Consider the following 12,155-nt stretch of genomic DNA (forward strand, 5'->3'; position numbering starts at 1 on the left):
CAGACGGAAATCATACCCAATAATCTGTGTAGAAAATACGGAAAGGCCGGAACGTTTTTTCGGACACAGCCAACGAACAAGCGCGTCGGAACACGATCCGGTGGAGATATTTTTGATTTTTGCAGTCGTCGCACACGAAATTGCGGAGCGACTGGCAGAACAATCGGTAGCGGCTTAGTTTCTGTTCGCGTGTCTGAACTTCGTTGCTGAATTCCTGCTGACAAACTGCGTCTATGACGAATGCTTTGGGCGAAACCTTTCGGAATCGTTCGATGAATTGGAAATCGGCGAAATCGAGATGAACCTCCGGCCGATACCCTCCGGCTTGGATGAATGTTTCTACATGAATCAGCATGCCGCTGTTGATTACGGAGTATGCAGAAAGGCTGATTTCTCCGGTTGGCGCTGTTCGCTGGATGTTGCAGCGATAACGGTTCATTGGGACCGGAGACATGAACCGATCGGGGCCGATGCTTACCTGCGGACAAAACAATTTGACGGACGGATGCCGCTCGACAGCGCTTCGGTATTGTTCGAGGATGCCTGGCGGAAACGCCGTATCTTGGTCCGTCAGCAAAATCCAATCATATCCGTGCCGCCGCGCAAAGTCGGCCGTGTAATTATAGGCCGCGCCCAATCCGGGATTGTCCGGGAAAGAAATGTAATGCCATGAAGCAGGCAAATCGGCCTTGCTGTTCAGAGGCTGGGGTGAATTCTCGACGATGAGTACATCCGTACCCCCCCCCTGCAAGAGGGTCGTGTAGGTTTTCGTGTCGGCGAGACGCTCGTTATACAGCACACTGACCAGCAGAATTCTGTTTTGCACGGTGTTTACGATATTTGAGACTCAAGAGTATCAGCATGAACGGCTGCGGAATCAGGCCCATGAAGATGAACATGTTGTCGAACAAATTCATGATGACAACCATAGACACTTCGACAATGCCCAATACATAGAACGGTGAATCGCGGGGAATCAACCCGATAGTTACAAAGATAAAGAACACGGTGAAGGCAAACATATAGACGGGGCCCCACCAACCCAAATATTTGTAGGTTCTGCCGTATACGGATGCAACATTGAACGCATCCAGGATTTTGTCCATTTCCTGCCGCTGCATGTTTTTTCCGTCACTTATACGTTTGGAAACGAGGTCCGGCATCAACTCGAAAACTGCAAAATCGCGGAAACAGGCGGCATCTATGTCGACCACGGGATTTTGATCGACCATGTGTTGCGCGTTGGCAAGAGGTGTTGCTATATATATATAGGTCCAGAAAAACTCGTCCGGAATGCAGGAAGACTTGAATTCTTCCGTAGCTTTGCCGAACTCGAGAATCAGGCTTTTCACACCTTCCACATCGGTGCGCAAGTTTCCCAAAGCTCCGAATCCGAACAAGATAAAGGTAAATATCGCAGCAAGTTTGAACAGGACTTTTGATATTCGCTGTCTGCTCATCAGAAACAGAATCAGACATTCAAGTATGCAAAACATGATACCGCCTCGGCTGAACATCAGAAAAAACGGGAGAATGGCAAGAATCATGTTCTTGTAACCATATTTTTTAGTGGTTTTGTCTTCTGTGGATATTATTCCGTAAAAGGAGTACAATACGCAAATCATCAATCCGTTTACCACGATTACATGGAGGAACGGAAGCCCGAAGTCCGTATATTCGGTCTCTCTGTTTCCGCTAATGTAGGAGAGCAGAGGGATTCCTCGGGCTGCAATTATTTCGAGGAAGAGCAACAGGAGGAGCCAATAAATCACTTTCCGGCATGTGCGGAAGTTGATAACGCGCAACGGATTATAGGAAAAATATCGTTTTTGATGGGTTGCAAGGCCCAATAACAGAGATATGAAACAGGTGGAGAGCAGGAATAACCGATAACCGACCGATAGTTTGGGACAAAGATGGCTCCATTCGAGCTGATAGACCAACAATACCCCTATCCACGTGATAGCGTAGAGGATGAAGGGGTTGGTAAGTATTTTGTTTTGAGGAGCAATCATTTTTCAGCAGCAGCAGCTTGTCTGAGTTCCCTGAAATATTTTTTCTGCTTGCGCACCCATCCGATGTTGGCAGCCCGCCGGTATCGGATTTCATAGACCGGGCAGAGAAGCAGAAGCAAGATATTTACGACATGCCTGGACGCGAACTTATGACGGCTCTGCATTCGTCCGATGAAGAGCAGCTTTCGTCTGAGGAAAGCATACCGGTCGAAAAATCCGTGTGACAGGAACGTTTCTACGAATTGCAGATTGTTCTGGTATACCAACACTTTGTAGAGGTAGTCGGAGAGTATCAGCAAATCGGCCGTGTGCTGTGCTTCGGCCGAGAATTCCCGGGCCCGCTTGTCGAAAAAGTACAGATTGGTTTTGAAATGTTCCGGGGTGTAAATCTTCTTTCCGGTGGAGTTGGGGTTGCCTGCAATCCTCCAAAAGTAATCGGGCAGGAGGTTCGATTCGCTGAATTTCATACCGCTGCGCAGGCACAGAATATTGAAGTCGGGGTCTTGGTGGGACCGGAGCTGTTCGTCCCATACGATTCCCCGTGACAGCAAACTGTCCTTTCGGTAGATGTTCGTCACGACCTGGAACGGAACCAGATTGCGAATCAGCTTGGAAAGCGCATGCCTGCTGCTCTTGTAGCCCAAGGCGATGCAGCCGATGTCGAAAGGCTCCTTTTTGAAAGCCGTAAGCGGGAATATGGCGAAGTCCAACTCGGGGTGCCGGGAAATGAAATCCACTCGCTGCTCAAGGCAGTAGGGGGCGATCAGGTCGTCGGCATCGAAGAAAACGACATATTCGCCCGCAACGTTTTCCAACCCGATGTTGCGGCAGGTATTTCCGCCTTTCGTCCGCTCCTCGGAACGAACCATCAGTTTGATGCGAGGGTCTTTCGCTGCATATTCGGCAACGATTCGTTTTCCCGTGTCCGTGGAACCGTCGTCTACGACGAGCAGTTCCCAATCGGAATAGGTCTGCGCCAAGATGCAGTCGATCATCTTTCCGATGAACGGTTCTGCATTGTACATCGGAATGACGATACTGACCGTCGGGGCGGTAATTCTGTCAGAGACGGCCATCTATCGCAGCGGGGTTAAGGGTGCCCTTGACATCGTAGACAACTCCGGTTCGGGGGTCGGAGAGGAAATCCCGCGGGTCGAGCTGTTGGAAATCGGTGTGGGCGACGGCGTGAATGACCGCGTCGAACCGACCGTGCAATTCCTCGATGCCGGAGGTAACGATGTCTATGCTGTATTCATGCTTGACGTGTCCCGGATTGGCCCAGGGGTCGAAGACGGTGATGTTCGGCGTGTATTCCTGCAAAGTATGGTAGATGTCGACAATCTTGGTGTTGCGAATGTCGGGGCAATTTTCCTTGAACGTGACACCGAGTACCAGTATGCGGGCGTCCTTGACCATGACCCCTTTCTTGTTCATGAATTTGATGGTCTGGTTGGCCACGTAGGCCCCCATGCCGTCGTTCAGACGGCGTGCCGAAGACATGATTCGGGGCAGTACGCCGTAGACTTGCGCTTTCTGAATCAGATAATAGGGGTCGACGCTGATGCAGTGGCCGCCAACCAGTCCGGGCTTGAGCTTGATGAAGTTCCATTTGGATGCCGCGGCCTCGATGACATCGTTGGTGTCGATGCCCATGGCGTTGAAGATTTTGGCCAGCTCGTTCATGAACGCGATGTTGACGTCGCGCTGCGAATTCTCGATGATTTTGGAGGCTTCGGCCACCCGGATGGAGGGAGCCTTGTGCGTGCCGTTGATGAGCACGGAATTATAGACGCGGTCGACGATGTCGGCGATTTCCGGGGTCGAACCCGAAGTGACCTTGCGGATTTTTTCGACGGTATGCTCCTTGTCGCCCGGGTTGATGCGCTCGGGCGAATACCCGGCGAAGAAATCCGTATTGAACTTCAGCCCGGAGACGCGCTCCACGACCGGGAGACACTCTTCTTCCGTGACACCGGGGTAGACGGTCGATTCGTAGACGACGATGTCGCCCCGGGAAATGACCTTGCCTACCGTTTCGCTGGCGCCGAGCAGGGGCCGCAGGTCCGGACGGTTGTTGGCGTCGACCGGAGTGGGAACCGCCACCACGTAGAAATTGCAGTCGCGGATATGGCCGATGTCGGTCGTACAGCGGAATCCGTGGTTGTCGATGGCGTCCCGGAGCAGGGCGTCTTCGACTTCGAGCGTCGAATCGTGCCCGGTCATCAACTCTGAGACACGTTCCTTGTTGAGGTCGAATCCCACGGTCGGGTATCGGGTCGAAAAGAGCCTTGCAAGCGGTAATCCTACGTAGCCGAGACCGACGACGCAAATCTTTATGTTCTTCATATACTGTAAGTAGTTAAAGAAGTATTCTCTGTTTCGGGCAAGCCGCTACCGGACCCCGATGGCCGAATAGACGAGCCCGGCATCGGTCAGGTCGGCGGGGTCGTAGAGGTTGCGGCCGTCGAGCACCAATTTGCCGCGCATGGCCCGGGCTACGACGCGCCACGAGGGGATGCGGAACTGCTTCCATTCGGTCACGACCATCAGCGCGTCGGCGTCGACCGTGGCTTCGTACATCTCTTTGGCGTAGCGGACCCGGTCGCCGATGCGGCGGCGGCATTCGTCCATCGCCACCGGGTCGAAAACGACGACTTCGGCCCCTGCCTGGGTCAGCCGGTCGATCAGCACGAGCGACGTGGCTTCGCGCATGTCGTCCGTCTCCGGCTTGAATGCGAGCCCCCACAGCGCGATGCGCTTCCCCCGCAGGTCGGGCCCGATTCGGGCCACGAGTTTCTCGAAAAGCAGCGATTTCTGCGCTTCGTTGACTTCCTCGACGGCGCTGATTACCCGCATTTCGTAACCGTGTTCGCGCCCGGTGCGAATCAGAGCCTTGACGTCCTTGGGGAAACACGAGCCGCCGTATCCGCAGCCCGGATAGAGGAACTTGGTTCCGATACGCGCATCGGAACCGATTCCGCGGCGGACCATGTTGACGTCGGCACCCACCAGCTCGCAGAGGTTGGCGATGTCGTTCATGAACGAAATGCGGGTCGCAAGCATGGCGTTCGCCGCGTATTTGGTCATTTCGGCCGACGGAATGTCCATGAAGATGATTCGGTAGTTGTTGAGTACGAACGGCCGGTAGAGCTTTTCCATGAGCTCCCGGGCCCGTTCGCTCTCGACGCCGATGACGACCCGGTCGGGGCTCAGAAAATCCTTGACGGCGGCCCCCTCTTTCAAGAATTCGGGGTTGGACGCCACGTCGAATTCGATGTCTGCGCCCCGTTTGCCGAGTTCTTCGCGGATGGCCGCCTTGACTTTGGCGGCGGTGCCTACGGGCACGGTCGACTTGGTGACCAGGAGCGTGTATTTGTTGATTGCGCGGCCGAACGTGCGGGCAACTTCGAGGACATATTGCAGGTCGGCCGAACCGTCTTCGTCGGGCGGGGTGCCCACGGCCGAGAAGACGATGTCGACCTGGTCGATACATTGGGTCAGGTCGGTGGCGAAACGGAGCCGCCGGGCCTCGACGTTGCTGCGGACCATCCGGTCCAGCCCGGGCTCGTAAATGGGGACTTCTCCGGCGAGCAGGGCGGCGATTTTGTGCTTGTCCTTGTCGATGCAGGTGACGTTCGCGCCCATTTCGGCGAAGCATGTTCCCGACACCAGGCCGACGTATCCGGTACCTACGATTGCGATATTCATGTGTGCAAATATTCTCGGTTTAACTTTGCGGAAGCAATTTTTTCCAGCATCCGCTGTTTTCCAGCTTGTTCCAGCAGTATATTCTGAACTGGTCGATCAGAACGGCCACGAAGAACAAGGCCGCCAATATGCAAAAAATCAGGAACAGACAGGCGATTCCGCTGTAACTTGCATAGATGCCGGCAATCAACTTGCGGAACGTGAAGTTGAAAACCGTCAGATTGGCATGGAACAGAAACACGGCGAAACTTGATTTGCCTATGCGGTTTATTACAGGACTGTATGGTATCCGAAGTTTGGCGAATTTCAGTATCAGCATAACTGACAATACGATGACCAGCGGGTTGGCGTAGGAATAAAGCAAGGCAACGAAGCGTTCGCCGTTGTTGCAGACCAATCCGACGGTCAGCGCCGAATTGAGTATGACAGCTACTGCAAAGAACCCCATTTCTCCCCCCCCCTCAATGGGTTACCGTGCAGTTTCAAATACCGGGCGAGCAGGTACAGTCCGATAAAGGAAAATGTGGAATATCCCTGTTCTACGAAAACGGCGGAATTGGTCCAGCCGTAGAGTGTCTGGAACGAATAAAAAGCAAGGAGCGTCAAAGCCAGCTGCCGTTTGGTTGCCTTTTCAGCGAACAAATTCAGCATCGGGGCAAGAATGTACAGCCCGATGTACGCCTTGATGAACCAGTTGGCTTTCGTAAAACATAGGTAGGGTGCAAGCTGTCGCAGACCCGGCTGCTCCTGTCCGGCCATTATCATCAAAAGGTAGAAACCCAGCAGAAAAAAGGCGCATTGAAACAGAAAACTGCAAAATCCCCTGACCGAAACCCGAATCGAAAACCATCCGGAAATAAGGATGAAAATATTCACGCAGCCGATGGACGCCGATTCGATGAGGATTCGTGTCCACGTTCCGGCGGGTGCCGCATGGAACTCGGCCAGCGTCGGAAGTCCCAGCAGCCAGAAATCGGCATGAACCACAAGAATCATGAACATGGCGATGATTCTCAGCAGTTCAAAATTGGACTGCCGTGGCGGCGGCACTGCGGAAGATGCGGAACTGCTCATTTTAATGTTCGGTTTCCGAAAAGGTGATATTCGGGGATTTGAACAATAGTTTTTTTGCCGTCAGCAGAATATTGTATTGCCTCAACAAAGCGGCCATGATGAAAGTCAGCAGGGAGACGGTGCCGACGATCCACGCCAACGACCCGAAGATGTTCTGAAACGAGACGTAGCGATACAATATTATTGTGGCGGTGGCGACGAACGCCGTATTGATTGTTTGCGGCAGGATGGCCCGGTAGACCTCGGTCCAACGGCTGTAGAAAGTACGGCGATACATGACGGCGTAGGAATTCACGAAGTTGATGAACAGCGTGATGTCCCATGCCCATGCCATGGCCGTAAGAGTGCCGAATCCGAGCGCGGCGACCAGAAACCCCGTGACCGTGACCGCGGTGTTCATGACGCCGACATAAAACATGTGGTCGGTTTTCCCTGCGGCCTGGAAAAGGGCTCCCGACGTGGACAGAATCATTTGGAGCGGCAACGACAGCGCCAGAATCCGGAAGACAGGAACCGCCGGCTCCCACGCGGCGCCGAAGAGAATGTTGACGATGTCGTGCGCCCCGAAAAAGAGACTTAGGCCGATAGGGAAACTCAGAGAGGCGATGTATCTGACGAGCGTGGTATTTTTCCGGGCCAGCTCCTGCTTGTCGGACTGCAAGGTGGAGAGGATAGGGTGCAGAACCGGAGAGATGACGAACGTAATGTTCTGCAGCGGCAGCTGCATCAGCCGATAGGATTTGTCGTAGTAGCCCAGGTCGGCCATGGTGAAGTATTTCCCGATTACGAGCTTGTCTGCGTTGCGGGAGAAATAGTTGCAGACGCAGAACAGAAACTGGAACGCGGAGTAGGACCAGACCGTGCGGATGGCGCTGAGGTCGGGCCGGAGCACGACGGACTGCGGATAATTGCAGTAGTTGACGGCGAAAACGCCTACCGAGGAAAGGACCGGGGTGACCAACAGCGCATAGATGCCCCATCCGTGCAAGGCTCCGGCCACGGCGATGGACCCGCAGATAATCTGGACGGACAAGGTCCGCAGGGCAATGGTCCGGAAACGCTTCTCGCGGAGCATCAGCCCGTTCGGAACGATGTTAAGCGCATTGAAGAAAAGACAGATGCACAGATAGCGGCAGACGCCGGCAAGGGTGGGGTCGCCGTAGTAACGGGCGATGGTATCGGCCGAAAGGAACAGCACGAGGCTCAGTACCCCTCCGGCGCACAGCCCGGCCGTGAACAGCGTATTGATTTGTTTCTTGGAGAGGGTTTTGAACTGGACGATGGCCGCACCGATTCCCATGTCGGTGAAGATGTCGAGAAAGACCATGAGCACCGTGGCGATGGCCATGGTGCCGAATGCTTCGGGCGAAACGTTGCGCGCGAGGATGGCCGTTATGCCGAGCGAAATGACGATGCCGGAATATTTGGCCAGCGCAATCCAGAAGATGCCCTGTGCGATTTCTTTCTTGACGGAGGTCATTTACTTGATCAGCCGGTAGATGCCGTATTTGGTGAAGACGGCTTCGATTTGCGGATTGTTCTGGCACTGCCGGCCCGTGTTGATGTTGCAGAGGGCCATGTCCTGCACTTCGTCGTTCGACAGATAATCATTGCCCGCGGTATTACGGGTGACGACTTTGCGGATGGGGGTGCCTTTTTTGATGGCCATGGCATTGAACCAGACGTCGTCCGCCGTGGGACAGATGGAGGTGAAGACCTCGCGGTTCAGCACTTCGGCGTCCAGCGAGCGGGGCGGATAGAGCACTCCTCCGACACCCGTGAAGAAATTCCGCGAGGGGGTGTTCGGGTCGCAGAAACACAGTTTCCAGCGGTTGTAGGATTTCAACTTGCCTTTGCCGTCCGGCAGCATCGTATGAATGCGGCAGGCGTGAATGGCCTGCGGTTCGGCCAGATAGGCGTTGACGAGCCGTTCGACGATGTCGAAGTCGTACAGCGCGTCGTCGTCGACCGTGATGATGACGTCGTCGGGGCAGGCTTCGAGTGCCGGGATGAGTTTCTTGTAGCTTCGGATGTACTCCTCGGTTATCTTTACTTCCAGCCCCCGGGCCTGTAGCCGGACCAGGGTGTCGGGGAGCGGCTGCGCGGAGCATGGCGGGTCGAGCCACAGAATGATCCGGTTGGCTTTCTTGGTCTGCTGCATCAGGCTTTCGATGGTGAAGCAGACGTCTTCCAGACGACGGCCGTAGGTGGTCAGCGAAAGGACGATGTCGTGGTCGCAATATCTTTCGGAGCTGACGCCGGGCTCGGTGCTGTGCAGGATTTTGTCCTCCAGCTGGAGCCGCCGCATGAAGAACTTGATGTTCTGTACGTTGGCATGTATTTCGTTTAGCTGGCGGCGTTTTCTTTTGAGAGAAGAGAGTATTTTCATGATAGGCGTGTGTTTTCAGCGTTGTGCAGCGAGTGCTTTTTCGTATAAGGCCAAATCTTCGAGGATGGCCCGGCGGGCGGCGTTCGGCTGCTCCTCGGAGCCGAGCCATTGGTCGGCGAGGGCGCGCGCCTCGTGCAGCCACCGGGGCTCGGCCGTGCAGGCGTAGAGCATGCCCAAAGTCATCGCCCGGGTTTCGGGGTTGGTGATCTGCGGCAGAAATTCCAGATATTCCTGCTTGCAGCATTCGTATTCGTTCGTGCGGCCCAGGACGCGGTGGCTGAGCATCAGCAGGGCCGTGTATTTTCCGCGGATTTTGGACGCCGGGGGCAGCGACACCTGGCCGTAGCGCGTCAGAAAATAGTTCACGGCCGCCAGGTCGCTGGCATCGGGACCTTTCCGCAGCAGACTGTTGGCCAGCGCCCGGCGGGCCTTGGGCAGGTAGCTTTCGATTTTGTCGTAAATGTGTTTGCCGCCTTTGGCGAATTCCACGATTTGGAGGTATTGCGGCGCGATGTCGAGCGTTTCGACCGCCAGCATGTCGGTGATTCGGACGATTACCCTGCCGCCGTCGCGGCCCTGCTGGCTGAGCAGCACCCCCTCCACTCCCGAGAACTGGCCGCCGACGATTCGGACCCGGTCGCCCTGCTCAAGGTCGATTTCCGACGGCGAGAAGCAGGGAACCGCATGTTCGTAGGCTTGGGCGATGCGCATGAACTGCGCCATTTCGTCGTCCGGGACATAGCGGTAGTCGGTCGGTGCCTCCCGTTTTTCGCCCGTCGGAATCAGGTTGTAGGCGGGGTAGGCGTTGTGGAACCTGCGAAGTTGCGGCAGGGTTCCTCTGATGAATATGTAGTTGTACAGCAGGGGTTTGCGGATGCGTCCCCGGCCGTTGTCGCGTGCGGTCACATCGACGAACGTCGGTGCGAAGCATTCCAGCCGGGCGGCGGAGCGGGCGTTGAACTCGTCTGCATGGGCCGCCAGTTGTTCGCAGGCTTGCAGGCTCGACCGGAGCACGGTCAGTACGTACCAATGCGGCGTTTCCTCGGTTCGGTTGCAGGGCTTCGGTTCGGTTGCGGACATACCTTCTCCTCTTCGGAGTTTGTATAAACGGCTTGTCCTTAACAGGTTATGTCGGTTAAGCCGGAAACTTCCGAAAACTTCGTTCCTTTCCGTGGAAAATTCCGTCGCTTGAAAAAGCGCGTTTCCTGCATCCGGAAAGGGGGTTCTTAGTGGGACAAAGTTAGTATTTTTTGCTGAATTAGCAACATCGCCCCGTCGATTTTTTGCGGTGGGCAGGTTGGCGGATTCGCAGAGCAGGGCGGTGCAGACTTCGGATTGTGCTGTGAGCTGGCAATCAGTTCGTTGTATTGATGTGCGAAAATTTGTCGCCGCATATCCTCCCGGAATTTCCGAAAATTTCGTATACTCCCGCTCGGCAAAATGCAAGTAAACTTGCTTTTGCGCTCGCTTATTCGTATTTTTGTCCGAATCAATAATTGTTACGTCATGTCTGAAATTGCAGGATTGGAGCCCCGCTTGGTGTGGGAGCAGTTCGACGCCATCACGCAGGTGCCGCGACCCTCGAAAAAGGAGGGCCGGATCATCGACTTTCTGGTAGCTTTCGCCAAGCAACACCAGCTCGAATATAAAAAGGACGGTGTGGGTAACGTCGTCATCCGCAAACCCGCTACGCCCGGTTTCGAGGAGCGCCCGGCTGTCATCCTCCAGTCGCATATGGATATGGTCTGCGAGAAGAATTCCGACGTGGAGTTCGATTTCGACAACGACCCCATCCGCGCCTACATCGCCGACGGGTGGGTGCGGGCCGAGGGGACCACGCTCGGGGCCGACTGCGGCATCGGCATGGCCGCCGCGCTGGCCGTGCTGATCGACCCGCAGGCCCAGCACGGGCCGCTGGAAGCGCTCTTTACGGTCGACGAGGAGACCGGCCTTACCGGGGCTTTCGAGCTGGGCGAGGGGATGTTGCAGGGCAAATACCTGCTCAACCTCGATTCGGAGGACGAGGGCGAGTTGTTCATCGGCTGTGCCGGGGGCATCGATACCATCGCCACCTTTACCTGTTCGATGGAGGAGGCGCCCAAGAATTACTCGTTTTTCCGGGTCGACGTCTCCGACCTGCTGGGCGGCCATTCGGGCGACGACATCGACAAAGGGCGCGTCAATTCCAACAAGACCGTGGCGCGGCTTCTGTGGGGCGGGATGCAGTCGTGCGAGCTGCGTCTGAGCTACTTCTCGGGCGGCAATTTGCGCAATGCCATTCCGCGCGAGGCATACGCCATTTTCGGCGTTCCGACCCGGCTCAAGAAGGATTTCGAGAAACGTTATGAGCTCTTCGCCGCCGACCTCGAAGCCGAGTTCCGCCTGCGCGAACCCAATTTCCGCATTACGCTCAACGAGATGCCGCAGGTGGCCGAGGTGCTCGACGCGCGGTCGCAGTTCGCGCTGATTTACTCGCTCGTGGGGGTGCCCAACGGCGTCGTGGCCATGTCGGCCGCCGTGCCGGGGCTCGTGGAGACCTCTACCAATCTCGCGTCGGTGAAGTTCGCCGGAGAAAACAAAATCGTCGTCACTTCGTCGCAGCGCTCGTCGGTCGAAAGCGCCAAGACCTACGTGATGCAGATGGTCGAGTCGGTCTTCGCGCTGGCGGGCGCCGATGTAGCCCATTCCGACGGTTACCCGGGCTGGACGCCCGACCCGAAGTCGCGCCTGCTGGCCGTGACGGCCGACGCCTACCGTCGGCTGTTCGGTACCGAACCCAAGGTGCGGGCCATCCATGCCGGATTGGAGTGCGGGCTGTTCCTCGAAAAGTATCCCGACCTGGAAATGGTGTCGTTCGGACCTACGCTGCGGGGCGTCCATTCGCCCGACGAGCGCCTCGAAATCGCCACCGTTCCCAAGTTCTGGGAGCTGCTCAACGAAGTGCTGCGGACGTTGTAGCCGCCGGCGCT

Annotated in this window: 11 protein-coding genes; 1 reads left to right on the forward strand and 10 read right to left on the reverse strand. The window is 55.8% G+C overall.

Going from position 1 to position 12,155, the window contains the following annotated elements:
* Positions 1 to 10 precede the first annotated feature (10 nt).
* Genes QVG21_RS00995 through QVG21_RS01040 form a run of 10 tightly spaced genes read right to left on the reverse strand, consistent with a single transcriptional unit; the run spans position 11 to position 10,266 of the window.
* Positions 11 to 826 carry a glycosyltransferase gene (locus QVG21_RS00995; RefSeq protein ID WP_287921230.1) on the reverse strand — a complete coding sequence of 272 codons (816 nt, stop codon included), beginning with the start codon at positions 824 to 826 and terminating at the stop codon, positions 11 to 13.
* The gene (locus tag QVG21_RS01000) at positions 789 to 2,015 is read right to left on the reverse strand and encodes a hypothetical protein (RefSeq protein WP_287921232.1); all 1,227 of its coding nucleotides are present in this window, start codon (positions 2,013 to 2,015) and stop codon (positions 789 to 791) included. The genes QVG21_RS00995 and QVG21_RS01000 overlap by 38 nt, the downstream gene beginning before the upstream one ends.
* The gene (locus QVG21_RS01005; RefSeq protein ID WP_287921235.1) at positions 2,012 to 3,091 is read right to left on the reverse strand and encodes a glycosyltransferase family 2 protein; all 1,080 of its coding nucleotides are present in this window, start codon (positions 3,089 to 3,091) and stop codon (positions 2,012 to 2,014) included. Before QVG21_RS01005 ends, QVG21_RS01000 begins: the two co-directional genes overlap by 4 nt.
* A complete protein-coding gene (locus QVG21_RS01010) occupies positions 3,078 to 4,361 on the reverse strand; it encodes a nucleotide sugar dehydrogenase (protein WP_287921238.1) in 1,284 nt (427 codons plus the stop codon). The genes QVG21_RS01005 and QVG21_RS01010 overlap by 14 nt, the downstream gene beginning before the upstream one ends.
* Positions 4,362 to 4,406: 45 nt before the next feature.
* Positions 4,407 to 5,723, reverse strand: a complete 1,317-nt coding sequence (locus QVG21_RS01015; RefSeq protein WP_287921241.1) for a UDP-glucose dehydrogenase family protein — start codon at positions 5,721 to 5,723, stop codon at positions 4,407 to 4,409.
* Between the two features lie 19 nt (positions 5,724 to 5,742).
* Positions 5,743 to 6,171, reverse strand: coding sequence for a hypothetical protein (locus QVG21_RS01020; protein ID WP_251213582.1), 429 nt, complete (start codon positions 6,169 to 6,171; stop codon positions 5,743 to 5,745).
* Complete coding sequence (locus tag QVG21_RS01025) at positions 6,153 to 6,797, reverse strand: acyltransferase family protein (protein ID WP_287921245.1); 645 nt, start codon at positions 6,795 to 6,797, stop codon at positions 6,153 to 6,155. Before QVG21_RS01025 ends, QVG21_RS01020 begins: the two co-directional genes overlap by 19 nt.
* 1 nt (position 6,798) lies before the next feature.
* Complete coding sequence (locus tag QVG21_RS01030) at positions 6,799 to 8,277, reverse strand: lipopolysaccharide biosynthesis protein (protein ID WP_287921247.1); 1,479 nt, start codon at positions 8,275 to 8,277, stop codon at positions 6,799 to 6,801.
* On the reverse strand, positions 8,278 to 9,186 hold the full coding sequence (locus tag QVG21_RS01035; RefSeq protein ID WP_251213585.1) for a hypothetical protein: 909 nt from the start codon (positions 9,184 to 9,186) through the stop codon (positions 8,278 to 8,280).
* Between the two features lie 15 nt (positions 9,187 to 9,201).
* Positions 9,202 to 10,266 carry a hypothetical protein gene (locus QVG21_RS01040; RefSeq protein WP_287921250.1) on the reverse strand — a complete coding sequence of 355 codons (1,065 nt, stop codon included), beginning with the start codon at positions 10,264 to 10,266 and terminating at the stop codon, positions 9,202 to 9,204.
* Between the two features lie 426 nt (positions 10,267 to 10,692).
* Here QVG21_RS01040 and QVG21_RS01045 point away from each other — a divergent pair, with 426 nt between their 5' ends.
* Positions 10,693 to 12,144, forward strand: coding sequence for an aminoacyl-histidine dipeptidase (locus QVG21_RS01045; RefSeq protein ID WP_287921253.1), 1,452 nt, complete (start codon positions 10,693 to 10,695; stop codon positions 12,142 to 12,144).
* The last annotated feature ends 11 nt before the right edge of the window (positions 12,145 to 12,155 follow it).

The organism is Alistipes sp. UBA6068, from assembly GCF_949428155.1.
Lineage (GTDB): Bacteria > Bacteroidota > Bacteroidia > Bacteroidales > Rikenellaceae > Alistipes > Alistipes muris.

What these genes read in the sequence shown, in the direction of transcription:
- QVG21_RS01000 (WP_287921232.1), bottom strand. Translation starts at nt 2,015, where the DNA reads ATGATTGCTCCTCAAAACAAAATACTTACCAACCCCTTCATCCTCTAC.
- QVG21_RS01005 (WP_287921235.1), bottom strand. Translation starts at nt 3,091, where the DNA reads ATGGCCGTCTCTGACAGAATTACCGCCCCGACGGTCAGTATCGTCATT.
- QVG21_RS01010 (WP_287921238.1), bottom strand. Translation starts at nt 4,361, where the DNA reads ATGAAGAACATAAAGATTTGCGTCGTCGGTCTCGGCTACGTAGGATTA.
- QVG21_RS01015 (WP_287921241.1), bottom strand. Translation starts at nt 5,723, where the DNA reads ATGAATATCGCAATCGTAGGTACCGGATACGTCGGCCTGGTGTCGGGA.
- QVG21_RS01020 (WP_251213582.1), bottom strand. Translation starts at nt 6,171, where the DNA reads ATGGGGTTCTTTGCAGTAGCTGTCATACTCAATTCGGCGCTGACCGTC.
- QVG21_RS01025 (WP_287921245.1), bottom strand. Translation starts at nt 6,797, where the DNA reads ATGAGCAGTTCCGCATCTTCCGCAGTGCCGCCGCCACGGCAGTCCAAT.
- QVG21_RS01030 (WP_287921247.1), bottom strand. Translation starts at nt 8,277, where the DNA reads ATGACCTCCGTCAAGAAAGAAATCGCACAGGGCATCTTCTGGATTGCG.
- QVG21_RS01035 (WP_251213585.1), bottom strand. Translation starts at nt 9,186, where the DNA reads ATGAAAATACTCTCTTCTCTCAAAAGAAAACGCCGCCAGCTAAACGAA.
- QVG21_RS01040 (WP_287921250.1), bottom strand. Translation starts at nt 10,266, where the DNA reads ATGTCCGCAACCGAACCGAAGCCCTGCAACCGAACCGAGGAAACGCCG.
- QVG21_RS01045 (WP_287921253.1), top strand. Translation starts at nt 10,693, where the DNA reads ATGTCTGAAATTGCAGGATTGGAGCCCCGCTTGGTGTGGGAGCAGTTC.